Annotated in this window: 18 protein-coding genes; 7 read left to right on the forward strand and 11 right to left on the reverse strand. The window is 68.5% G+C overall.

All coding sequences use genetic code 11. From position 1 onward, the window contains the following. Positions 1–165: 165 nt before the first annotated feature. Together E5F05_RS17410 and E5F05_RS17415 are read right to left on the reverse strand one after the other, a co-directional pair. A complete protein-coding gene (locus E5F05_RS17410; RefSeq protein ID WP_129119913.1) occupies positions 166–1,536 on the reverse strand; it encodes an MBOAT family O-acyltransferase in 1,371 nt (456 codons plus the stop codon). Beyond that, a complete protein-coding gene (locus tag E5F05_RS17415; protein ID WP_129119914.1) occupies positions 1,526–2,626 on the reverse strand; it encodes a hypothetical protein in 1,101 nt (366 codons plus the stop codon). Before E5F05_RS17415 ends, E5F05_RS17410 begins: the two co-directional genes overlap by 11 nt. Before the next feature lie 1,151 nt (positions 2,627–3,777). Here E5F05_RS17415 and E5F05_RS17420 point away from each other — a divergent pair. After that, positions 3,778–6,225 carry a right-handed parallel beta-helix repeat-containing protein gene (locus E5F05_RS17420; protein ID WP_129119915.1) on the forward strand — a complete coding sequence of 816 codons (2,448 nt, stop codon included), beginning with the start codon at positions 3,778–3,780 and terminating at the stop codon, positions 6,223–6,225. A gap of 63 nt (positions 6,226–6,288) precedes the next feature. Here the strand turns inward: E5F05_RS17420 and E5F05_RS17425 are convergent, their stop codons facing one another. The 5 genes from E5F05_RS17425 to E5F05_RS17445 all read right to left on the reverse strand — a co-directional run bounded on the left by E5F05_RS17425 (position 6,289) and on the right by E5F05_RS17445 (position 12,776). Continuing rightward, on the reverse strand, positions 6,289–7,506 hold the full coding sequence (locus E5F05_RS17425) for a glycosyltransferase family 4 protein (RefSeq protein WP_129119916.1): 1,218 nt from the start codon (positions 7,504–7,506) through the stop codon (positions 6,289–6,291). Beyond that, a complete protein-coding gene (locus tag E5F05_RS17430; protein ID WP_129119917.1) occupies positions 7,503–8,396 on the reverse strand; it encodes a glycosyltransferase family 2 protein in 894 nt (297 codons plus the stop codon). The genes E5F05_RS17425 and E5F05_RS17430 overlap by 4 nt, the downstream gene beginning before the upstream one ends. Before the next feature lie 37 nt (positions 8,397–8,433). After that, positions 8,434–9,738 carry a hypothetical protein gene (locus tag E5F05_RS17435; RefSeq protein WP_129119918.1) on the reverse strand — a complete coding sequence of 435 codons (1,305 nt, stop codon included), beginning with the start codon at positions 9,736–9,738 and terminating at the stop codon, positions 8,434–8,436. Further along, the gene (locus E5F05_RS17440; protein WP_129119919.1) at positions 9,719–11,002 is read right to left on the reverse strand and encodes a lipopolysaccharide biosynthesis protein; all 1,284 of its coding nucleotides are present in this window, start codon (positions 11,000–11,002) and stop codon (positions 9,719–9,721) included. Before E5F05_RS17440 ends, E5F05_RS17435 begins: the two co-directional genes overlap by 20 nt. Positions 11,003–11,102: 100 nt before the next feature. Beyond that, positions 11,103–12,776 carry a nucleotide-binding protein gene (locus tag E5F05_RS17445; RefSeq protein WP_164973541.1) on the reverse strand — a complete coding sequence of 558 codons (1,674 nt, stop codon included), beginning with the start codon at positions 12,774–12,776 and terminating at the stop codon, positions 11,103–11,105. Positions 12,777–13,259: 483 nt separating this feature from the next. Here E5F05_RS17445 and rfbF point away from each other — a divergent pair, with 483 nt between their 5' ends. From rfbF to E5F05_RS17475, 6 genes are all read left to right on the forward strand, one after another. Then, a complete protein-coding gene (gene rfbF / locus E5F05_RS17450; protein ID WP_129119921.1) occupies positions 13,260–14,030 on the forward strand; it encodes a glucose-1-phosphate cytidylyltransferase in 771 nt (256 codons plus the stop codon). 3 nt (positions 14,031–14,033) lie between these two features. After that, positions 14,034–15,284 carry an L-2-hydroxyglutarate oxidase gene (gene lhgO, locus E5F05_RS17455; RefSeq protein WP_129119922.1) on the forward strand — a complete coding sequence of 417 codons (1,251 nt, stop codon included), beginning with the start codon at positions 14,034–14,036 and terminating at the stop codon, positions 15,282–15,284. Next, complete coding sequence (locus tag E5F05_RS17460) at positions 15,281–16,345, forward strand: NAD-dependent epimerase/dehydratase family protein (protein ID WP_129119923.1); 1,065 nt, start codon at positions 15,281–15,283, stop codon at positions 16,343–16,345. The genes lhgO and E5F05_RS17460 overlap by 4 nt, the downstream gene beginning before the upstream one ends. After that, the gene (gene rfbC, locus E5F05_RS17465; RefSeq protein WP_129119924.1) at positions 16,342–16,887 is read left to right on the forward strand and encodes a dTDP-4-dehydrorhamnose 3,5-epimerase; all 546 of its coding nucleotides are present in this window, start codon (positions 16,342–16,344) and stop codon (positions 16,885–16,887) included. Before E5F05_RS17460 ends, rfbC begins: the two co-directional genes overlap by 4 nt. After that, on the forward strand, positions 16,884–18,188 hold the full coding sequence (locus E5F05_RS17470; protein ID WP_129119925.1) for an NAD(P)H-dependent oxidoreductase: 1,305 nt from the start codon (positions 16,884–16,886) through the stop codon (positions 18,186–18,188). Before rfbC ends, E5F05_RS17470 begins: the two co-directional genes overlap by 4 nt. 338 nt (positions 18,189–18,526) lie before the next feature. After that, a complete protein-coding gene (locus E5F05_RS17475; protein WP_129119926.1) occupies positions 18,527–19,753 on the forward strand; it encodes a LacI family DNA-binding transcriptional regulator in 1,227 nt (408 codons plus the stop codon). Between the two features lie 18 nt (positions 19,754–19,771). Here the strand turns inward: E5F05_RS17475 and E5F05_RS17480 are convergent, their stop codons facing one another. The 4 genes from E5F05_RS17480 to E5F05_RS17495 all read right to left on the reverse strand — a co-directional run bounded on the left by E5F05_RS17480 (position 19,772) and on the right by E5F05_RS17495 (position 24,216). Further along, positions 19,772–20,860 (reverse strand): glycosyltransferase, encoded by a 1,089-nt coding sequence (locus E5F05_RS17480; RefSeq protein ID WP_164973542.1) that lies wholly within the window; start codon positions 20,858–20,860, stop codon positions 19,772–19,774. Positions 20,861–21,222: 362 nt separating this feature from the next. Next, positions 21,223–22,356: a deoxyguanosinetriphosphate triphosphohydrolase gene (locus E5F05_RS17485; protein ID WP_129119928.1), complete on the reverse strand. Its 1,134-nt coding sequence runs from the start codon at positions 22,354–22,356 to the stop codon at positions 21,223–21,225. A 112-nt stretch (positions 22,357–22,468) separates the two neighbouring features. After that, a complete protein-coding gene (locus E5F05_RS17490) occupies positions 22,469–23,350 on the reverse strand; it encodes an ABC transporter permease (RefSeq protein WP_206733031.1) in 882 nt (293 codons plus the stop codon). Continuing rightward, entirely contained in the window at positions 23,347–24,216 is an 870-nt protein-coding gene (locus tag E5F05_RS17495) for an ABC transporter ATP-binding protein (protein WP_206733032.1), read from the reverse strand. Before E5F05_RS17495 ends, E5F05_RS17490 begins: the two co-directional genes overlap by 4 nt. Positions 24,217–24,307: the final 91 nt, after the last annotated feature.

Genomic DNA, 24,307 nt, shown 5'->3' on the forward strand with positions numbered 1-24,307 from the left:
CCAGGGGAAAGGAAAACCGCGCCCTCTTGTTGTCAGCAAAGTGAGCCGGAGCCAACCCGCTCTGCCCAGAATGAAAAATGGCCTCTCCACCAGAGGAGGGCCATTTTGGGAAGTGGGCAACGAGGGCGCGCGGGGCTGCCCATTCAGGACAGGTGGGGCCAGGCTTCAGAACTGGTAGTAGAGGAAGGTGCTGTCTGAGCCATTCATAAACACGTAGGCCAGCACCAGGCTGAGGGCGTACACGGGTGCCCAGCGCACCGTCTTGGGGAAGCGGATATCCCACGTCTCGGGCAGGGTATTGACGGCGACGAAGCACAGCAGGCACATCACCATCAGCGTCCGCGGGATGTCGCCCGTTCCGGTGCCGATGCCGACCATCTTGCCCAGCCACTCGGTGGCCATCGGCAGGCTCTCCGACCGGAAGAAGACCCAGCCCACGATGACGAGCAGGAAGGTGGACCAGCGCAGCAGGAGCGGGGGCCAGCGTTTGGTCCAGGGTTCCAGGGTGCGGTCGATCACCAGCAGCAGCCCCTGGTAGGCCCCCCAGATCACGAAGGTCCAGTTCGCGCCGTGCCACAGCCCCCCGAGGAGCATCACGATCATCAGGTTGACGTTGGTGCGAATGGGTCCCCGGCGGCTGCCGCCCAGCGGGATGTAGAGGTAGTCGCGCAGCCAGCTCGACAGGCTGATGTGCCAGCGCCGCCAGAAATCCCCGATGCCCAGCGCCCGGTACGGGGCGTTGAAGTTCTGGGGAATCCGGATGCCGAAGAGGTACCCCAGGCCCACCGCCATATCCGAGTACCCGCTGAAGTCGTAATAGAGCTGGAAGGTATACCCCAGCGCCGCGAACCACGCGCCCGCCATCGAGAGATCATGGTAGTTGGCCAGCATGGGGTCGACCAGCCCCGCGATGGTATCGGCCACCACCACCTTCTTGATCAGGCCGACGGCGAAGAACCCGATCCCCAGCGCCATCTCGTCCGTCTGCGGCGGCTTGTCGATGCGCTCCAGGTCGTCCTCGATCTGCCGGAAGCGCACGATGGGACCGGCCACGAGTTGCGAGAAGAGGCTGACGTAGGTGAGGTACTCGAACAGGTTGTTCGTGGCGCGGACCCGCCCGGCGGCCACGTCCACCACATAGGAAATCGTGTGGAAGGTATAGAAGCTGATCCCGATGGGCAAGATGATGTGGAGCAGCGGCGGCGCAAAGGCCGGGGCGACCGCGTGGACACTCTCGGCAAAGAAGTTGTAGTACTTGAAAAACCCCAGGAGCGACAGGTCCACCATGATCGTGCCGATCATCCAGGCGCGTTTGACCCGCTGTTCCCGTGCCCGCTGGATCATCAGCCCCGAGGTGAAGCTGACCAGGCTGGAAAACAGCATCAGGAAGCAGAAGCGCCAGTCCCAGTACCCGTAGAAGACGTATCCGCTAATGGTTAGCAGCAGGTAACGGGCCTTTTTGTCCCGCAGCCACCAGAACAGCACGAACACGACCGGCAGGAACGCGAACAGGAAGATGTCCGAATTAAAGACCATGGCCGTTTCCCTTCCCGCTGCGTGACAGGCGCGCAGGCAGCGCGGCCCGGGGCGTTCCCTGCGCGGCGCCGTCCTCACTCAGCAGTCGGCTGCTCAGCAGCGCCGCGCCCTGGTTGTCGATATGCGCGCAGTCGTACCAGTTCTGGGCGTTGCTGCCGAAGCGGTCCGGGCTGGCGTAATCACGGACCCTGACCCCGGTGCGGCGGCTGAGGTCTTGCAGGGCCGCCCGCGTCTGTTCGAGCAGGCGCGTGTAGCGGGTCTGGCTGGCCAGCAGGTCGGTGGTGGTGGGGTGCAGCGGGGAAATCCAGATCTCGATCTGCCCCCCATCCGCCTGGACCTCGCGCACCAGCGTCTCCAGGTCCTGCCAGCGTTGAGGGGACAGGCTGCGCATCGTCCCGAAGGTGCTGAGATACCCCGGAAGGCAGGCACTCACCTCCCGCGTCAGGTTGAAGGTTCCGGCCGCACGCGCCTGCTCGCGCCCGGGGTAATGCAGGTAGCCGTTGGCCGTGAACTCCATGAAGGGCACCCGGTTCTCGGAACGTGCCCGGGCCATCACCACCTTGGCGGCGTCGCGCAGGAAATTGAGCGTGAACATGTCCTTTATGCGGCTGACATTGGCCGAGAGCGTCACCAGCGGCGCTTCCTGCCCCGGGGACAGCATCCGGCGCAGGTCGGCGTTGTGCTTGAGGTTGGAAAAGAGCACGTTGTCGTCGTGGAGGGCCTCGACATCCAGGCCCAGCATGACCTGGCGGATCGGCGCGCCCTGCGCCCTGGCCCAGCGGTAGATCGCCAGGTAATCCTCGGCCTTGGCCGCATCCACCGTGAAGTTGAAATAGCGCAGGCCGGTCTTCTTGCTGAAGACCTGGGGGTCGAGTTTCATGCTGCGGCTGGAGCCGAGGATCAGGCCCTGGACCGGCGCCTGCCGCTCATAGGCCCGGAACAGGCTCATCTTCTGGCGGCGGGCATCCAGGGTGACCGTAGGAAAGCGGCCCCCGCCAAACTGCCCGTGGGGGTCGATATACCAGAGGACGCCGCCCAAAAGGACCGCAAAGACCAGAATCCAGCCGAGCACCACCTTCAGAAAATGCATGTCGGCTGCTCCCGTGACCCCAGCCCGGGGCCGCCCTCCAAAATGGCCTGCCGGGAATTCCGCGTCAGGGCGTCCTCCCTCCCTGCCCCACGGTCTGCACGGGGGCCTCTGAGCCGTGTCTGTCTGCCCTGCTGCACATTCATGTTCACCTCGGGGATGCCGTGACCACCTCAACCGGCGAGTCGCAGGTGGGCAGCAGGAAGGGGCCGCCTGAATGCTCCAGGTTCGGTGATCGTCGCGGAGGCCACGCCCTGAAACCCTGCACCCACGGCTCAGTCAGTATTCATCCGCAGCCACCTGAGCCACGGTTGCTCAAGGCAATGGAGAGGGCCCCCGCCCATCACCTCCGCTCCCCTGCCAGACACACGTTCACTGATCCCTTCCGGGCCGAGTCTTCCCACAAGTTCACGAATCTTGGCCGAGTCGAACGCTGACCGAAAATATTCGGCCCGAACAGAGTGGGGAAGAAAGAACGACCCCGATAGAAGAGGCCAGCAAAACATTCCGCCTCTTCCCCGCCGTATGGACGCTACACGGCAGAGACTGGCCAGAATCAAGAACAGTGGGAGCAATCCCTGAAGAACCAGTCTAAACAAGTCAATTTATGCCAAATAGGTATAAAGCATCCCGTCCCATAGCAAGGAACACTTCATTCCGTTTAGATATCAATAAGAAGACTCCGACTGTCATTACGGGGACAACTCGGGCAGGACTCCCAGAACAACACGGCCCGCATGATCTATGGAACCACTCATCGCCACAAGGTCTAGACAGAGTTTTCTCTTGATGAAGAGCATGCCGGGGCACATCTTTCAGTGCCGCATGTGGAAAAGTTCACGCCACACCCGAACTTCATGTTCTTCACAGTCCGCCCCCCTAAAGTCCTGAGCGGCCCAAGGCCCCAAGCGCGCTTCCCAGCTGCGCTGACCACATGTCATCAAATTCTGATGCACCCACCCTAGTGCATTCCCTCTGACAGTTTTATGACAACGTCAGAAGGAATGCAGGACTTTTTCACATCCGTAATGGGATGGGGCACATTTTAAGAGATGCGAGGTTTTTTATATACACTTGCTTAAGATACCGATAAGGTTCGCAGTGTGAAATCTCATCCGCGTGCTCTTTCCACCTCTGCCCTCCTCCTGACCGGCATGTTGCTGGCTGGCTGCGGTACCGGACAGCCGACCAAGACGGCGGATACCCAGCCGCTTCCAGGGGCGACCGCCACGCCCAGCCCCAGCCTGTCGCTGGAAGCCGAGACGGCCGAAACGGTCGTGCTGGCTGAAAGCGGCCTGCAACCGCAGGCTGTGGTCGAGCCGGGCGCGCCCACGGGGGGCAAGGTCATCAACGATTCCAACGCCAGCGGGGGCCAGGCCATCGCCCTGCTCTCCAACGGCAGCGCCGTGCGCTTCACGGTGCCTGCCGGAACGGCTGCCGGAAACTACACCGTCCGGCTGCGGGGCCGGGGGGAGAACTACAACGGCAATGCCATCGTGTCTGTGCGGCTCGGCAGCACCGAGAAGAGCCGCGTGGAACTCTCGACCGCCACCTATTCCACCTTTGACGCCAGCACCCTGGCCCTGAAAGCGGGCGACGTGCTCACGGTGGTGTTCATCAATGACGCCTACGGCGGCAGCGGCAAGGACCGCAACGCCATCGTCGATCACCTGATCCTCGATCCCGCGACGACCAGCACCGCCCCGGCGCCAACCCCCACTCCGACGCCTGGTGACACCCTCAAGGTCGAGGCCGAAACCGTGATGACCGGCGGTGCTGCGGCGCAGAACGACACTGCGGCCAGCGGCGGGAAGGTCGCGGCGATGACCTACAACGGCACCGGGGTCACCTGGACCGCCCCTGCCGCGGGCACCTACCGCCTCAGCCTGCAAGCGCGCGAGCAGGCTTACAACGGTGACGCCACCCTGGAAATTCGCCAGAACGGCACCGTGCTGGGCAGCAAGACCGTCGCCTCCAGCAGCCTCAGCGCCGTGGACGGCGGCAGCGTGACTCTCGCCAGCGGTGACAAGCTGGAAATCGTCTTCACCAACGACGCCTACGGCGGCTCGGCCACCACCGACCGCAACGCCTACCTCGACTACTTCACCCTGACCAAGACGGCGACTGCGGCACCCGCACCCACCCCCACGCCAACGCCTACCCCGACCCCGACGCCCACCCCCACGCCGACCCCGACTCCCACTCCGACGCCAATCCCCACGCCCACTCCCGCCCCGACCAATGCCATTGACGTGAAGACGCTCGGCGTCAAGGGCGACGGCGTGACCGACGACACGGCGGCCCTGAACGCAGCCGTGACCAAAGCTGGGGGCAAGAGCCTCTACTTCCCGACGGGGACGTATCTGGTCAGCCGTCCGGTGGTCTGGAGGGGGCTCGCCGGGCAGACCATCACCGGCAGCGGCGCGACCATCAAGGCGGCATCGGGCTGGCAGAGCAACGGTGACGACGGGATGCTGGTGGTGTACAACGCCTCGAACGTTACGGTCAGGGGGCTGAAGCTCCAGGGCAACTTCAGTTGGAACGTCGATCCCTGGTCCAAGCGGATGGATGGCCTGGCCTTTTTGGGCGGCTCCGGCATCACGGTGGACAGCGTCGAGACGCAGGATATCCAGTCGGTGGCGATCAACGCTGAGGACGTGACCGGCTACACGGTCAAGAACAGTAAGGTGAACCGTTACCTGGCCCACGGCATCGGCTGCGCCCGCTGCAAGAACGCGACCTTCACCGGGAACACGGTGGACGGCGGCGCGGACCCGAAGGCCACCAGCGCCAACGACACGGCTGGCATCAGCATGTTCGCCCAGAACGGGGACACCCTGCTCTTCGAGAACAACACCATCCTCAACTCCTGGGACACCGCCACCAAGACCGAGGGCGCGAGCAACGTGACCTACCGGGGCAACACGATTGACACCTTCGGCAAGGACGGCATCAAGATCATGTTCCTGCCCCCGGACCAGGGCGGCAGCGGGCAGACGGTGAAGAACGGCGTGATCGAGAACAACACCGTCCGCAACTTCAAGCACTGGAAGAGTGACGGCTCGGGCGGGCTGCTCCTGCAAGGCGTGGCCGGAGGCCGGGTGAGCGGGAACAACGTGTACGGCAACCCCAGCTCCGGCGGCACCGGGATCGTGCTGAGCAGCTACTCCACCAGCGTGCCGCAGACCGGCGGCGTGACGGTCGAGAACAACACCGTCAGCGACTACCCGACCGCCCTGCTGGTGGGCACCACCGACGCCACCATGGTGCGCGGGAACAAGTTCCTCAGCAGCAGCGGCCAGCGCAACATGCAGCGGTGCGTGAACATCGAGCGGGGGAACGGCACTGTGCTGGAGAACAACTCCTTCGAGGCCTTCAGCGACATCTGCGTGCTGACCTATGGCAGCACCGACAACGTGACCATGCAGGGCAACGCCTTCCGCAACGGGAAGGCCGGGGCGTGGCTGAACCCCTCCGACAGCACGGGCGTCAAGATTCTCAGCAACAACTTCGACACCGTGGCCGAGCCGCTGCCCTATCAGGGCACGGTGGCCCAGTGCTCGGGCAACACCGGCACCGGTGTCCGCAACGACTGCCGCTGACCTCCAGCGAACTCCGTCGAATCCCGGCCCTGGCGCCGGGGTTCGACGCTTTGTTTCAGAGCTTCAGGCGCCCTGGCCAGGCGGGGTCAGCCCCTCGATGATGCGGCGCAGCGCCTGACCCGCCGCGTGCCAGTTGAGGCGCCGGGTGTATTCCTGATACGCCGAACGGCACAGCGCCGCGTAGGCCGCCGGGTGACGCCACAGGTCGAGCAGTGCCTGGGCAATCTCGGCGGGGGGCGTGCCCGGGTCGAACAGCAGGCCGTTCACGCCGGGGGTGACAGCGCTGGGAATCCCGCCCACCCGCGTCCCCACCGAGGGCAGCGCGTACGCACTGGCCTCCGCGAACACGATGCCAAAGCATTCCGCCTGCGATGGCATCAGGAAAAAGTGGCTCTCCCGCAGCAGCGTGCTCAGCCGCTCTATGCCCTCCGGCGTGTTTTTGTTCAGGAAGCCGTGGAGCTTCACGAAGGCCGGGAGGGGACCGGGCGGCGTGACCCCGGCCACATGCAGTTCGCAGGGCACCCCCGCCTCCTGAAGGAGACGCGCCACCTCCAGCACCACCGGGCCGCCCTTGCGGTCCCACTCCACCCCGATAAACAGCAGCTTCACCGCCCCGTCCGCGAGCCGTTGGGCGATCAGCCCCTCCAGCTCCGCGTCCGACCACTGCACATCGACGTTGGCGCCGAACGGCACCACATGGACCTTGGCCGGGTCAATGCCGTAGAGGGTGACGGCGGACTGCGCCGCCCACTCGGACGCATAGATCACGGCCGCCGCCCGGCGCAGCGCCAGGGCTTCCAGGCGGTGGCCCAGCGCCTCGGATTCGCGGCTGAGGCCGCTGAGGCCCTCATAGAAGTTCAGCAAGGCCCCGAAGGTGGCGTCGCCCCAGCAGACGATGGGCTTGCGCTCCCGCAGCAGCGCGATGGGCATGCTCCCCGAACTGAACACGAAATCGTACTGGAGCGAGGCGGCCCGCCGCTCGATCTGCCGGGCATACCGCCGCAGGGTGAAGGGAGTGCGGTCCCGCACGTACTTCTTGCCGACCATCCGGCTCCAGATCGCCTTGGCCCGCGTGGCAGGCGACGTGAAGGTCGTCAGGGCGTCCACACACTCCACCGTGTAGCCCGCTTCCTTCAGGCACTCGCGCATCCGGAAGGACGTCCCCGACCAGCTCCGCCTGTCGCTGCTGTCCTGGATACTGACGTAGAGCGCCCGCCGCATGCGGCTGGGTCCAGGGTTCGGCCCCGGCCGGGCGGGCGCCGTCATGTCAGGCGCGGTCACGTCGGCGCTCCCGAGCGGCGCAGCCCCAGCCAGGCTCCGCGCGCCACCGCCCTGGCCCGCGCCCACTGGCCGCGCAGCACCCGCTTGACCAGATAAAAGCCCGGCCCGGCCAGCAACGGCACCAGCGGCACCGGCGCGTGTTTGCGGAAAAAGCGCACCGCACTCTTGGTGAACTGCAACTCGAACGTCTCGCTCTTGTGGGTGCGGGAGTTGTTGTCGCCCATGCTGGCGCTGCCCACGTGCCACACCCGCGACCCGTCCGCGACCGCCAGACGCCACCCGGCGGCCCGCAGGCGAAAGCAGAAGTCGGCGTCCTCCCAGTACATGAAAAAGCGTTCGTCGAGCAGCCCCACCGCCTCGATGGCCGCGCGGCGAACCAGGCAACTGGTGCCGATCAGAAAGTGCAGCCGCTCCTCGGGCACCGGGCCGAAGTGGCCGTCCGCGTCCCCGTGCCACAGGCGCACGAACCCGCCCCCCCAGGCCTGCACCCGCTCGGGGGCCTGCATGTCGTAGAGCACCGAGGCGGCGGCCCCCCGGCGCGCGTCCGCCTCCAGGGTGGTCACCAGTTCGCTCAGCGCGTGGGGATCGACGACCGTATCGTTGTTGAGGAACCACAGGAACTCGGCCTCACCTTGCAGCGCCCGCCGCGCGCCGACGTTGTTGGCGGCCGTGAAGCCCACGTTGTGCGCGATCTCGATCAGTTCGAGGTCCGGCCAGCGTTCCCGCAGGCGGGCCAGCGAGTCGTCGGTGGAGCCGTTGTCGACCACCAGCACCCGGGCATTCGGGTACGCCAGGTCGCGCAGCGAGGTCAGGCAGGCGTCGGTGAGGCGCCAGCCGTTGTAATTGATCACGATGATGGCGACGCGCGGACTTGGAGGAGAACTGTTCATACCCTGCCTTTCTGGGGAGATCACGTCTTGCGGGAGGTCACGTCAGTTGGAGTTCCGGCGACCGGGGGAAGGAGGCCCGCTGGAAGCCCCAGGCGCGCGCGTTCAGGTACGCCGCACACAGGCCCAGCATGAAGTTCCAGTCGGGGGAGGTGAAGACGATGGTGTAGGCCCCCACGAGCGCGATGAACAGGGTCGTGAAGGCGAACGGCAGCACCCAGCGCCCCCGGGCCCACACGGCGCTCAGCAGCGGCTGCACGATGCCGAAGACCACCAGCAGCGCCAGGCCGAGGTAGCCGAAGGTCCACAGGATCGAGTGGTACGAATAGTGCAGATCGTTCGTGGACCCGGTGAGCAGGTCGGGATTGCTCGGAATGAGAGTATGCGTGCCCACCCCGAAGAGCCGCTCCTCCTCGGTGTCCACCAGGGTAAAGGCGAGATTGACCTGCCGCTCGCGCCAGTCGATGTTGTGGCGGTCGAGGCTGAGGCGGTCGGAGTGTTCCAGGCCCGTCAGGGACGTGTCCAGGGACGCGCCGAGCGACGAGAAGGAGAACGCCAGGGCGAGGGCGTTGATGGCGATCAGGCCGCCCACCGCCAGCCGGGCCAGACGCCACCCCGCCGCGCGCACCTGCAAGAGCCGCACCAGGACGTACAGCGTGATCAGGAGCGCCGCAAAGATCACGGTGCCGCGCGACAGCGTGACGAGCAGCGCCGCCACGAACAGCAGGATCTTGCCCACCTCGGGCCACACCCAGCGGCTCCGGCCGGAGAGGAGATTTTCGAGCGCCATCAGCAGCCCCAGAAAGATCAGCGCGATCCCGGGATAGAACACCCGCGCCAGCCCGCCGATCCGCTCGTAGATGCCGAAGTCGTCCGCGAACGCGGCCGCGTGCGTGCCCCCCGCGCCGGGGTGCAGGCCCGGCAGGGCGAAGGCGAGCAGCGCCCGCAGCGCGGTGATCAGCGCCAGCAGCGTCAGGACCCGCCCGACCTGCCCGTCGTCGTGGGTGCGTGCCCACAACCACAAGAAGGGCGCGAGCAGGAATCCACTGAACTTGTACAGGTAGATGTACGCCCCGTCCGTGGAAGAACCGGTGACGAGAAAGACCAGGTAATGCAGGTAGGGCAGCAGCCCCAGCAGCACCAGGCCGAACAGCGGCACCCGCCGCGTCCGCAGCGCGGTGTAGGCCAGGAGCACGGCGGTCAGCACCAGCAGGCCGAACAGCGCGGCGTTGCCCACGCTGCTGTCCAGACGCCGGGCCATCCCGAACACGGACAGCGTACCGAGATACAGGCCGAAAAGGCCCACGTGCAGCCAGAAGTCAACTTTACGGCGTGACAGATGCACGCTCCACCTCCTTTTCCGGCCTACCGCGCAGGGTGGGACGGCAGACCACCAGCAGGCCCACAAAGACGGCGCTTTCCCCCAGCACGACCGCGCTCGCCATCCCCAGCAGGCCGTGCGTGGGCACCAGCAGCACGATCAGGAGCGCGTTCAGCAGCGTCCCGCCGATCACCACGGTGTTAAAGGCGCGGTCGAGCCCGAGCGGCAGCAACCACAGGATGCCCAGCACCAGATTGATCGAAACCACCAGCGGCAGCAGCGCCAGGACCCGCAGGATGGGCACGGCGGGGGCGAATTCCGGCCCCAGCAGCACCCTGACCCACAGCGGCGCGCCCAACGCGACCATCAGGCACAGCAGCAGGCCAATGCCGCCCAGCAGGCGCAGTCCGGTCGGCAGGAGCGCGCGCACCTCGGCCAGGCTGCTGTGCGCGGCGCGGTTGAAGCGCGGGTACAGCGCGCGGTTGAGCGGTTGCAGCACGCCCTGGAAAGCCCGCGCGATGCGGTCGGCCCCGTTGTAGTAGCCCAGCAGGCGCGGCTCCACGAAGAGGCCCAGCAAAAAGGCACTGCCGGTGGCCGAGATGCTCGTCGCCGCCGAGAACAGGAACATGCTCCATCCCGACTTCAGCGCCGCGAAGGCGCGGCCCGGGCTGGGTCGCAGCATCGGCACGTCCCGGTGCGCGATCCTGAGGGCCAGCGCGCTCGACAGCAGCGCCGCGCCGCCGTTCAGAACGGGCACCCACCAGGCGTCGGCGGGGCCACGCACCAGGGCAAAGATTCCGACCGTCGCGAGCGCCTTGGTGGCCACGTCCAGCGTGGAGGCGACGGCGGCGCGCTCCATCCCCACGAAGTACCACATCATGTTCGACGCCTGCGCGAGCGCCCAGAACACGCTGGCCCACAGCAGGGCGGGGTGGGCGTGCAGCATCGGCACGAACGCCGAGGCGATCAGGGCGAGACACGCGGCCAGCACCGCCAGCAGCAGCCGGGCACTCAGCACGTCCGCCAGCACGTCCGCCAGCCGCGCCGGGTCGTCGCGGACACGGGCGACCTCGCGGTTGGCGGAGAAGTCGAAGCCGTACTGCACCAGCATGCCCAGCAGGCCGCCGAACGCCTGCGCGAAGACCAGCAGGCCCAGCGCCGCCGGACCCAGCATGCGGGCCAGGAAGGGCGTGGTGAGGAGGGGCAGCACGTACGTCGCCGCGTGGACCCCGTACAGGGCCACCAGATTGCTCAAAAAGGTGCGGCGGCCCGCCCCACGCCCGACCATGCGGCCTACCCTCCCGCGCCGAGGGAGGCGCGCGGGCAGGTGGGCCTGCCGGTCCCCGGCTCAGCGGCCAGGGGCCAGCGCGGCGGGCGGAGGGCGAGGCTCACACCGCCCTCGACTCGGGCCGGGGGACGGCGGTGGGGACAGTGTTGCGGCCGTACCCGTAGCCGTAGCGCGCCACCTGTTCGCGGGGGTTGACCTTGTTCAGCGCCACGCCCAGCACGTTCGCGTTGACCAGCAGCAGGGCGTCGAGCAGGCGCTGCACGCTGCCCACCGAGGCGCGTCCGGCTTCCAGCACCAGCAACACACCGGCCGCGTGGGGGGCGAGGACGATGGGGTCCGCCACCGCCAGGGCGGGCGGGCAGTCCACCACGATCAGGTCGTACCCGGCGCCCCACTGGGCCACGGCCTGGCGGAACTGCTCCGCCGGGACGTGCGGCTGCGACTGGGAATGCAGGTTGGGCACGGAGGAGAGCAGGTGCAGGTTGTCGCGCAGCCTGCGGGCCTGCGCGGTGACCGGCCGTGCCAGGGCCGCCATCAGGTCGCGGCTTTCTTCCCCCGGGAATGGCACGGCCCCCGGCAGGTCCACCCACTCGATGGGGGCGGTGGTCTGCCAGATGGTGCCCTGGGTGGGACGGCGCAGGTCGGCCTCGATCAGGAGGACCCGGTCGCCACTGGCCGCACTCGCGTCGGCCAGGGCGGCGCTGATGTTCGACTTGCCGTCGCCGCCGAAGAGCGAGGTGACGAGCAGGACCGGCGGGCGCTTGTCGCCCCGGGGCAGGACACTCTTGACCCCGGCGGCCAGGAAGGAGACGCTGTCGGCCCAGCGGCCCTGGCGCAGCGCCACCAGCAGCGACTGCCCCTGGCGCAGCCGGATGCGCGGCACCTCGCCCAGCAGGCGCAGGTTCAGCAGCTTCAGGTCGGCGTCGGAGGTCACCATGCGGTTGACCGAGGCCCAGATCACCAGCAGCGTGCTCAGCAGCAGCAGGACGAAGGCGCCGACCAGCACGGCGTCACGCAGCGGCTTGGGCGAAACCGGCTTGAGCGGCACCGGCGCGGGGGCCACGTTGGTGAGCGAACCCACCACCGCCTGTTGCAGCGCGAGCAGGTTGTTCAGGTCGTCCAGGCGGGCCGCGCGCTGGGTCAGCAGCGTCTGTTGCAGCCTGGACGGCGTGCCGACCACCGGACCCGTCTGCTCCAGGCGCCGCTCCAGGTCCGCCAACTGGGTGCGGAGCGAGTCGCGGGCGGCGTTCACCTTGACCAGGCCGCGCTGGGTGTCCCAGTCGATCAGCGCCTGGGCGGCCAGGTTCGCCAGCCGCGCGGCGACCACCGGGTTCTGGTCAAAGGCGCTGAGCACATAGGTGCCGTTGCCGTACACGTCCGTCTGGCCGGAGATCTTCAGGATGCCGCCCTTGCCGCTGGCGATGGCCTGGGCCATCCGGTCGGAGAGGGCGCTGCGCTCCGCCGCGCTCAGCTCGGGGATCTCGCCCAGGCGCCGCCGCACCGCGCCCTGCACGTTCGCGCTTTGCAGCGCCCCCTCGACCGCCCCGGTGGGGAGCGGCGGGGCGCTCACCAGCGTGTCGTTGACCTTCGAGTTGCCGGTCTGGCTGCCCGACGACAGGATCATGGTGTCGGCCCGGTACACCGGCGTCTGCCGACTGAACAGCAGATAGGTCACGGCCCCGGCAGCCACGGCCAGCAGCAGCACCAACCACGCGAAACGCTTCAGGGCGCGCAGCGGGCGCGAGAGATCGATGTCATCGTTCATCGGGGGCATGGAGGTCCTCCTGGGAGCGGTGAGAGGGCGCTGGGGCGGGCCGCAGGGACCGCGCGGCGGGGCGGAAGACATCGGGGCGGCGGGGCGGGAGACGGCAGGGGGTCACGGTGCCGGGGCACAGCCGCCTGCCGTCCACCTTGCCCGGCAGGGCCGCCGCTGTGAAGCCCACCCCCCCGGTATCCCGAGGGACCGCAAACATGACCATCCGGGTTCTCGACATGCAGGCTCCTTCCCCCGCGTGGGGTGCTCCCATGATGCTCAGGAGCGCCAAGTGATCAGCCGTTGCTCAGAAATGCGGTGAGGCAAGATGCGGCCATGAGAGACGGATGACCTGGCCGCGCTTCAGGTCCGGGGAGGCGAGCCCTCCGGCCCTCGGCGGCGCGTCAGCGTCGGTGACCGCCCTTCACTTTCCGCCGATACCACAGAACAAAGGAGCCAGACGATGTCCCGATCTCCGTTTGACCGCCAGCCGGGGGGCCCGGCATGAAAGCCGTCATTCTCGCCGGGGGCCTGGGCACCCGCATCAGCGAAGAGAGCACCATTCGTCCCAAACCGATGATCGAGATCGGGGGGCGGCCGGTGCTGTGGCACATCATGAAGATCTACTCCGCCCACGGCATCAACGAGTTCGTGATCCTGTGCGGCTACAAGCAGTACATGATCAAGGAGTACTTCGCCAACTACTTCCTGCACATGTCCGACGTGACCTTCGACATGCGCACGCGCGACGCGGCCTACCTGTGCAACCACGCCGAACCCTGGCGCGTCACGCTGGTCGACACCGGCGAGGACACCCTGACCGGCGGGCGGCTCAAGCGGGTGCGGCAGTATCTCGGGGACGAAACCTTCTGCTTTACCTACGGTGACGGCGTCGGCAACGTGGACATCACCCGGACCATCGACTTCCACCGCCAGCACGGCAAGCTCGCTACCATGACGGTGATGCAGCCCCCGGGGCGATTCGGGGCCGTGAGCATGGAGGACGGCGGGACCGTCACCGCCTTTCAGGAGAAGCCCGACGGCGACGGCGGCTGGATCAACGGCGGCTTTTTCGTGCTGGAACCGGCCGTGATCGACTACATCGAGGGCGACCACACGACCTGGGAGGCCGAGCCGCTGCGGGGCCTGGCCCACGACGGGCAGCTCGCCGCCTTCCGTCACCCCGGCTTCTGGCAGCCGATGGACACCCTGCGCGACAAGCACCTCCTCGAAGACCTCTGGCGCAGCGGCAAGGCGCCCTGGAAGGCGTGGTAGCGCGTGAGACACGACTTCGCGATCATCGGCGGCGGCATCGTGGGCCTCGCCACCGCCTCTGCGCTCGGTGAGCGTTATCCGGACGCCCTGATCCTGCTGCTGGAAAAGGAAGAAGCCCTGGCGCAGCACCAGACCGGCCGCAACTCCGGCGTGATCCACAGCGGCATCTACTACGCGCCCGGCAGCCTCAAGGCGCGGCTCTGTCAAGCCGGGAACGTCAGCATGGCCGAATTCTGCGAGGAACACGGCCTGCCCTACGAACGCTGCGGCAAGGTGATCGTGGCGACCCGCCCGGAGGAACTGCCCGGCCTGGAGCGGCTGCGGCAGCGTGCCGGGGAACACGGCCTGCCGGTGCGCGCCCTCGCGGCCGAGGAGGTGCGCGAGATCGAGCCGCACGTCGCGGCGCTGGCGGGCCTGCACGTGCCGAGCACCGGGATTGCCGACTATACCCAGGTCTGCCTCACCCTGGCCCGGCTGGTGCAGGAGCGCGGCGGGGAGATTCGCCTGGGGACGCGGGTGGAGTCCTTCCAGCCCGACGCGCGGGGCTACCGCATCGAGACGAGCGCCGGACCCTTCGCCGCCCACTACGTGATCAACTGCGCGGGGCTGTACAGTGACCGGCTGGCCCGGCAGGCGGGATCGGACCCCGGCAGCCAGATCGTGCCCTTCCGCGGCGAGTATTACGAACTGCGCCCCGAGCGCCGCTCGCTCGTCAAGAACCTGATCTACCCGGTGCCCAACCCGGATTTCCCCTTCCTGGGCGTGCACTTCACCCGGATGATCGACGGCTCGGTCCACGCCGGGCCGAACGCCGTGCTGGCCTTTGCGCGCGAGGGCTACCACAAGTGGGACGTGAACCTGCGCGACCTGGGCGAGGCGCTGACCTATTCGGGCTTCCTGAACCTCGCCCGGCGCAATCTGGGGGAGGGCGCGCGGGAGATGTGGCGCTCGCTGTCCAAGGCCGCCTTTGTCCGCAGCCTCCAGACCCTGATTCCCGAGGTCACGGCCGAGGACGTGATCCCCAGCGAGGCCGGGGTGCGGGCACAGGCCCTGACACCCGATGGCCGCCTGGTGGACGACTTCCTGCTGATCGACGCCCCCGCCGCCCTGCACGTCTGTAACGCCCCCTCGCCCGCCGCCACCTCGTCCCTGGAGATCGGACGCACCATCGCGGCGCGGGTGCAGGCCCCCGCCCACCTGACGCCCGCCCCCTCCCGCGGCCCCGGTCCCGCCCCACAAGGAGTCCTGGCATGAAGATTCTCGTCACCGGCACCGAGGGCTATCTCGGCTCCCTGCTCGCCCCCGAACTGCTGCGCCGGGGCCACACCGTCCTGGCGGTCGATACCGGCTACTACAAGGCGGGCTGGCTGTACGCGGGCACCGACACCACCGCGCTGACGCTCAACAAGGACCTGCGGCACATCACCGCCGCCGACCTGGAAGGCGTGGAGGCCGTGGTCCACATGGCCGAGCTGTCGAACGATCCCCTGGGGCAACTGCTCCCCAACATCACCTACGACATCAACCACGCGGGGTCGGTGCGGCTGGCGCAGCTCGCCAGGGCGGCGGGCGTCTCCCGCTTCGTCTACATGTCGTCGTGCAGCGTGTACGGGGTGGGCGGGGCCGACTTCGTGGACGAAACCTCGCCGGTCAATCCCCAGACCGCCTACGCGGAGTGCAAGGTGCTGGTCGAGCGGGATCTGCGGGAGATGGCGGATGGCCGCTTCTCCCCCACCTACCTCCGCAACGCCACGGCCTTCGGGGCCTCGCCGCGCATGCGCTTCGACATCGTGCTCAACAACCTCAGCGGGCTGGCACGCACGACCGGCGAGATTCGCATGACCTCCGACGGCACCCCCTGGCGGCCGCTGGTCCACGCGCTGGACATCGGGCAGGCGATCATCGAGGTGCTGGAGGCGCCGCGCGAGGCGGTCCACAACCAGGCCTTCAACGTGGGCAGCACCGCGCAGAACTACCGGGTGCGCGAGATCGCGGAGATCGTGGCCGAGGCCTTCCCCGGCTGCCGCCTGTCCTTCGGGGAGAATGGCGCGGACAACCGCAGTTACCGGGTGAACTTCGACAAGATTCATGCGGCGCTGCCGAACTTCCGCTGCGCCTGGGACGCGCGCCGGGGGGCGCAGCAGCTCGCCGCCCTGTTCGAGCGGATCGACCTCCGGGCTTCCGACTTCGAGTGGCGGGGCTACACCCGGCTCAAGCAACTGGAATACCTGCTGCACACCGGGCAGATCGACCGCGACTTCTACTGGCAGGCCCCGGCGGCGTCGGCGCCCGTTCTGGAAGGGGAGCCCGCATGATCTTCACCGAGACGAAGCTGCCGGGGGCCTTCATCCTCGACCTGGAGGTCCGCGAGGACGACCGGGGGGGCTTCGCGCGCACCTTCTGCCGGGAGGAATTCGCCGCGCACGGGCTGAAGCCGGACGTGGTGCAGGCGAATCTCAGTTACAACCACCGGGCCGGAACGCTGCGCGGGATGCACTACCAGCTCCCGCCCGCCGCCGAAACCAAACTGGTGCGCTGCACGCGCGGGGCGATCCTCGACGTGATCGTGGACCTGCGGGAGGACTCGCCCACGTACCTGCAACACGTGGCGGTCGAACTCACCGCCGAGAACCGCCGGGCGCTGTACGTGCCGGAGCTGTTCGCACACGGCTACCAGGCCCTCACCGACGGGGCGGAGGTGGTCTACCAGGTGGGCGAGGCGTACACGCCCGGCTTCGAGCGCGGCCTGCGCCACGACGACCCCCGGCTGGGCCTCACCTGGCCGCTGCCCGTCACGGTGATCTCGCCCAAGGACGCGGCCTGGCCGCTGCTGGAACCGCTGGAGGTGACGCGATGATCATGGTCGATACGGCCCTGCGCCGCCGCGAGGCGGAAGGGCGGCCGGTGCGGGTGGCGATGATCGGGGCCGGGTTCATGGGCCGGGGCGTCGCCAACCAGATCATCAACTCGGTGCCCGGGATGGAACTGGTGGCGATCTCCAACCGCAACATCGCCAACGCCGAACGGGCCTACAGCGAGGCGGGCCGCACGGATTTCGTGCGGGTGGAGACGCAAGCGCAGCTTGAGGACGCCATCCGCCGGGGCCAGCCCGCCGTGACGGACGATGCGCTGCTGCTGTGCCGCTCGGAGCAGGTGGACTGCCTGCTCGACGTGACGGGCGACGTGGAGTTCGGGGCGCAGGTGACGCTGGAGGCCATCGCGCATGGGCGGCACATGGTCACCATGAACGCCGAACTCGACGCGACGGTGGGACCGCTGCTCAAGCGCCGGGCGGACGCGGCGGGCGTGATCCTGACGGCGGCGGACGGCGACCAGCCGGGCGTGCAGATGAACCTCTACCGCTTCGTGCGCAGCATCGGGCTGACGCCGCTGGTGTGCGGGAACATCAAGGGCCTGCAAGACCCCTACCGCACGCCGACCACCCAGAAAGCCTTTGCCGAACGCTGGGGCCAGAACGTGAACATGGTGACCAGTTTCGCGGACGGCACCAAGATCTCCTTCGAGCAGGCCATCGTGGCGAACGGCACCGGGATGCGGGTCGAGCGGCGCGGGATGCGCGGCACCGAGTTCAGCGGCCACGTGGACGAACTGACCAAAATGTACGACGTGGACGAACTGCGGCGGCTGGGCGGGGTGGTGGACTACACCGTGGGCAGCAAGCCCGGCCCCGGCGTCTTCGTGCTCGCTGCCCACGACGACCCCAAGCAGCGCCACTACCTCAACCTCTACAAGCTGGGCGAGGGGCCACTCTACAGCTTCTACGTGCCCTACCACCTGTGCCACTTCGAGGTTCCGCTCTCGGCGGCGCGGGTGGTCCTGTTCGGGGACGCCATCTTGCAGCCGCTCGGTGCGCCCCAGGTGGACGTGATCGCGACCGCCAAGACCGATCTGCCCGCCGGAACCGTCCTCGACGGCCTGGGCGGCTACCACACCTACGGCCAGTGCGAGAACGCGGACGTGGTGCAGGCCCAGCGCCTCCTGCCGATGGGCCTGGCGGTCGGCTGCCGCCTGCGCCGCCCTGTTCCCCGCGACCAGGTGCTGACCTACGACGACGTGGAGTTGCCCGCGGGCTCGCTGGCCGCCGCCCTGCGCGCCGAGCAGGACCGGCTGTTCGCCCCGGCGCCCACCACCGGATGAAATCCTCCACAGTTCTCCAGAAAGGGGTGGCGTGTCAGCGTCACCCTTTTCCCTGTGGGCTGCCCAGGTCCGCCGCATCACTCTGATGAAGCCCTCGTGAAGCTGACTGAGCCGATCAGACCTGATCGTTGATGAGGATTTCATAATTCACATTTGAGAAAGGATGAAGTACCCTGAAGGCTGAGCTGCTTTTCCTGCGCCCGACTGGCCGGGCAGGAGTTCATATCGCACCGACCGCCGTTCTGCGGCGTCTGAACTGGGATCACGTTCCTCTCTTCACACAGGTGTGCTCTGCACTGGCGGGGGCAGGTTTGAAAAAGTCCATCTCCAATCGGGACGTGGAACGAATCGCAAAACATGCGGGGTTGTCGTCCGAACAGGTGCGGGCCGCCCTGGCCATGCGCGGCGACGTGTATCCCGAGGTGCAGGACCGGGTTACGGCCAGCGCGAGCGAGCTGCGGTACACCATCACCGTGCGCGACCGGGTGGCGATGGCGGCCGGAACCTCGGTCGCCACCGTCAACCGGGCCTACCGGCCGGACGCCCGGCATCTGGTGCGGCCCGAGGTGCTTCAGGCCATCGAGCGGGAGGCGGCCCGCATGGGCTACACCCCCGATCCGGTCGCGCAGGCCCGCCGCACCCAGCAGAGCACCATCGTGGCGATCTGCCCCGAGATGACCCACCTGTCGAGTCCCTATCACACGGCGCTGATCCGCGCGCTGACCGAGGTGGTGACTGAGCGGGGCCTGTATCCGGTGATCACGCCCATCCCGCAAGACCGCCTCCTGCCCGACATCGCGCAGTCGAGCATCACCAGCCTGGTCGTGCTCTGGGAAGACCCGCGCACCGAGCAGCAGGCGGCGGCCCTGCGCGCGGCCGGGCGGCAGGCGGTGCTGATCGGGCACCACGGGCGCCTCCCCAGCGTGGCCCCCGACTGGACCGACGCCTACGAGCGGCTGACCCACCGCGCCCTGGAGCAGGCCTACGACGTGCTGCACCTGGGGTATTTCAGCGAACACCGCTGGGCGGCGAGCGCCCGCCTGGAGGGGGTGGCGCGCGCACTGGCCAGCAGCCGCCACCAGCCCCGGCTGAGGCTCTGGCTGCACCCGGAGCTGGATCTCCCCTGCGCGGTGGAAACCCTGCACGCGCAGGGCATGTTCGCCGCGGCGGGGTTGCTGGAGGCCCTGGCCCAGACGCCCGGCGCCCTGGAACGTCGCCCGCGCCTGGGGCTGGACGGCATCATTCAGGAGCTGATGTCGGAGCTGCGGACCCTCCAGAAGAGCGGCCGTCAGCGCGTGGCGCTCCTGGGCTACTCCGACATGACGGTGCGGCAACTGATGTGGCACCTCACCGCCGACGATTCCGGCGTGCGGCTGGGCGATCAGCTCGGCCTGGCCGGGCACGACAACCTCGAACCGATCATGCGGTATCTCAATCCGGTGCTCACCACGGTCGCCTACGACTTCGGGGACTTCGCCCGGCAGCTCATCGATCAGATGGGGCCGGAGAAGGAGGGCGGCTTCACCGGCCTGCCCACGGAGCTGATCCTGCGCGAGTCGCTCTGACCTCCCGGCCAACCCCCTTCACAGCGCCTCCCCGGGGGCGAGGCGGGCGGCCTGCGGCGCGATCTCACGGTAGAGGGCGTCCAGGCGCCGCCAGGTGTGTTCGATGTTGAAGTCCTGCCGGGCACGCTCATAGGCCGCGTTGCCCAGCCGCGTCCGCAATTCGCCGTCCCTCAGCACCGCGCCCAGCGCGGCGGCCAGGGCCGCGTCGTCGCCGGGCGGTACCAGGCGGCCACTCACCCCGTCCTCGATCAGGTCTGGAATCCCGCCCACCGCCGTGGACACCAGGGCGACGCCGCGCGCCATCCCCTCGATCAGCGCGAGCGGCTGCCCCTCGAAAAAGGAGGGCAGCACCAGCACGTCCGCCTCCTCCAGCAGCCGGGCGCTCCGGGCGGCGTCCACCCAGCCGAGCAGGTCCACGCTCTCTGCCAGCCCCAGTTCGCTGACGAGGGCCTCCACCGCGGGCCGCAGCGGGCCGTCCCCCGCCAGGAGCAGCCGCGCGCCGGGGGGCCGGTCAATCTGCGCCCAGGCACGCAGCAGGCCCAGAGGGTTCTTGCGCTCGATCAGCAGGCCCAGGAAGAGGACCCGGGGCGGCCCCTCCGGGCGGTGCGGCGCCGGGGCCACGGCGACGCCGTTCGGCACGGACGTGACCCGCGCGGCGGGCGCGATGGCCGTCACCGCGCGGGCGAGGTGGGGCGACAGGGTCACCACCCGGTCGGCACGGGTCAGGGTGGCGCGCACGAGGGGCCGCAGGGGACGCGGACAGCGGGTATAGAAGTCCGCGAACTCCCCGGCGTGCAGGTGCAACACCGTGGGAATGCGGAAGACGAGGCCAGCCGTCCAGAGCAGCAGCGCCTTGCGGGCAAAACTGCCGTAGGCCGCCGAGTGCAGGTGAACGATCTGCGGGCGGGCCGTCAGACAACGCCACACGAAGCGGGCCGTGCCGGAAGCAAAGAGGGTCAGGCGACGCCGCGCCGGGCCGTCGTCATGGGTGACGAGCCGCTCGACCCGCCAGCGCGTGAAGAGCGGGGTGGCCGCCAATGCCTCGACGTACCCGGCGATGCCGCCCCGCGCGGCGGTCGCCACCCACAGCACCCGGGGCCGGGTCACGGCCTCACCGCCACTCCGGCGGAGGCAGCGCAGGCCGTCAGGGAACAGCACCCGGCGCGGCGCACGCCTGCCCCGACGACCGTTGACCCACTCCCGGCGGCTGTCGGTAGACCCATCACTTCACCCCTCCAGGCAAGGCCGGTGAGCGCGGCGGGAGGAAACGGACGCTGAATGCTGCACCTCCATTGCCCTGAGCGGGCGGTTGACGGACGCGCCCCGGGCACCCCGGCTCGGGAGGGGACGCCAGGCGCGACCAGGCTCAGGAGCAGTCTTGTGCTTTTGAAGCCGGATGAACAGGTGCCCTCCGAATGCACAACCGCTGTCCAGACCCTGATCAACCGTTGTGCAGATGAGGCCGGGGGTCAGAGTGTCGGCGCGGGCGGCACCAGTGCCGCGTACATCTCCCCGGCGTAACGGTCGGTCATCCCGGCGATGAAGTCGCAGACGGCGCGGGGCAGGCCGTCCACCTCGGCGCGGGCGCGCACGGCGGGGGGCAGCATGGAGGGCCGGGCCAGAAAGGCCGTGAACAGGGTGTTCAGCAGGCGGGTGCCCTGCTCCACCTGCATCTCCACGCGCCAGTGCCGGTAAAGGTTCTCGCGCAGGAAGACGCCCGTTTCCGCCAGCAGCTCGCGCATGGGGGCGCTGTAGGTGATCAGGCGCTCCGGCTGCGCGCGGACCTGCGCCGCACAGGTCACGCCGCTCGCGCGAATGGCGCTATCGCTGGCGGCGGTCAGGTCCTGAATCAGCCAGCCCAGCAGCTCGCGGTGCAGCACGCGCCGGTCGCGTTCGGTCAGGTGCGGCGACTGCACCGGCACCCTTGAGAGCAATTCCTGCCACAGCGGCAACGCCTCCAGCCCCTCCGGCGTCAGCAGCCCGCTCCGCAGCCCGTCGTCGAGGTCGTGGGCGGTGTAGGCCAGCGCGTCGGCGGCGTCCACGAGTTGCGCTTCCAGGCCGGGTGGCCCCAGCCCCGCGCGGTCGTGCTTGTTCAGCCCGTCGAGGGTGTCGAGCGTAAGGTTCAGGCCGGGAAAGCCCGGATAGCGGTCCTCCAGCCGGGTCACGATGCGCCGCGCCTGGGTGTTGTGGTTGAAGCCACCGTATTCCGCCATCAGCGCGTCCAGCACCCGCTCGCCCGCGTGGCCGAAGGGCGGGTGCCCGAGATCGTGCGCGAGGGCAATCGCCTCGGCCAGCGTCTCGTTCAGGCCCAGCATCAGCGCGACCGAGCGGGCGACCTGCTGCACCTCCAGCGTGTGGGTCAGGCGGGTGCGGTAGTGGTCCCCCTGCCCCCGGCCGAAGGGCACGTTCAGGAACACCTGCGTCTTGCTCTCCAGCCGCCGGAACGCGGTGGTGTGCAGGATGCGGTCGCGGTCCTTCTGGAAAGCGGTGCGCGTCTCGCTCTCGGGTTCCGGGTACTCCCGCCCGCGCGAGTCGCGGCTCAGGGTCGCGTAGGGCGCGAGCGTGGCGGCCTCGCGCGCCTCCAGATCGGCGCGGGTGAACATGGGGGGATTGTAGGGCGGCCAGGGCCGCCGTCTAAAGGTCTAACGGTCAGACCGTCTAACCGCCCTGACCGTTAGACGGTCCGACCACAACACAGCAGCCCTCTGCGCCGCGCTACCCCGCCCGCTTCAGCTTCCCAGTGCGTTTGGCCCAGGTTTCGGCCCGCCCGAACACGAACAGGCCCAGCGGAATGGTGACCAGGCCGAACAGCAACAGGATGCCCAGTTCGGGCAGCACGCCCGCCAGCGTCACGCCGGGCTGGATGACCGTCCCGGTCCCGTTTACGCCCAGAATCTTGCGGCAGGCGTTCAGGGCGTAGGTGGCGGGCGACAGGGCGCTGATGGGCTGGAGCCAGGCGGGCAGCACGCTGACCGGGTAGTACACGCCGGAGATCAGCAGGAACACCGCCTGGATGATGTTGGTGGCCTGCGCGCCGTTCTCGGTGCTCATCACGGGCAGCACCGCCGCCATCAGGCCGATGCCCATGAAGCCCAGGCTGGCGACCACGAACACCACCAGACACTCCAGCACCTGCACGAAGCTGGCCCCGATGTCCACGAACAGGCTCATGAACAGGAACACCAGCACGCCGCGCAGCAGGGCGTAGGCGCCCGCAAAGAGGCTCACGCCGACCAGATGCGTCAGGCGGCTGACCGGGGCCATGAAGGTGTACTCGATGGTGCCTTCCCAGCGTTCGTAGCTGATGCTGTTGGCGATCTCCCCGAAGAGGCGGCCCAGGAAGGACCACATCACCGCCCCCAGCAGCAGCGTGAGGGTCAGGCGGGGGTTGTGCGCCGCCACGCCGATCAGCATGATGCTGGCCGCCGTTACCATGTCGTAGAAGGTAAAGACCAGCACCCACGACCAGTAGCGCCGGGTGAGGTGGAAATCGCGGAACACGAAGGCCCAGGCGGCGCGAATCTGGTGCGCGAACGTGCCGGGCGTCGTGCGCGCCGGGTCGGGCGCGGGAGTGGGGGGCGTGACGGGGGCGCTCATGTCTCCTCCTCGCCTTTCTCGGCCAGGTCCTCGCCGGTCAGTTCGATAAAGGCGTCTTCCAGGCTCTTGCCCGGCCCGGCGAGGGCGCGCAGCTCGTCCGGGGTGCCCTCGGCCACGAATTTGCCGCCGGAGATAAAGGCGATGCGGTCGCACAGCCGCTCGGCTTCCGGCATGTCGTGGGTGGTCAGGATGATGGTGGCGTCGTGAACGTCGCGGAGTTCCAGCACGAATTCCTGCACGTCGCGGCGGCTCTTGGGGTCGAGGCCGGTGGTGGGTTCGTCCAGCAGCACGACGACCGGACTGGTCAGGAAGGCGCGGGCGATGGCGACTTTCTGCTGCATCCCCCGGCTCATCTCCTCCAGTGGCTCGTAAAAGGCTTTCTCCTTCAGACCGAGGCGCTTCAGCGTGCTCAGGGCGCGTTCTTCCGCGACGTGCCGGTCGAGGCCGTAGAGCTGCGCGGAATAGAGCAGGTTCTCGCGCGGCGAGAGCTTCTTGTAGAAGGCGGCGTCCACCGACACGCGGTTGAGGAGCCGCCGCACCTGCGCCTCGTCACACACCACGTCCAGCCCGAAGATGGTCACACGGCCCGCGTCAGGGATCAGGAGGGTACTCATCGCGCGGATCAGGGTGCTCTTGCCGCTGCCGTTGGGACCGAGGACGCCGTAAATCTCGCCCCGGCGCACCTGGAAGGTCACGCCATCCACGGCGCGGCTCTCGGTGAAGCGGGGGCGCAGCAGCGTGCCGCCGGACTTCTTGCGGAAGCCCTTGACGAGCTGCTGCACGTCGATGGCGACCTCCCGCCCGGTCAGGTCGCGGGGCACGGAGGACAGGGCGGCGGACGCCTCGGGTGGGGCGTTCAGGGTCACGGGAACCTCCGGGGGGGGCAGTTCAGAGGGGCAGGCGAGAAAGCGGGCCGCCCGCCGCACGTTCGGGGGCGCGTCACGGACGGACAGGCTC

This window comes from Deinococcus metallilatus (genome assembly GCF_004758605.1).
In the GTDB taxonomy this organism is placed as follows: domain Bacteria; phylum Deinococcota; class Deinococci; order Deinococcales; family Deinococcaceae; genus Deinococcus; species Deinococcus metallilatus.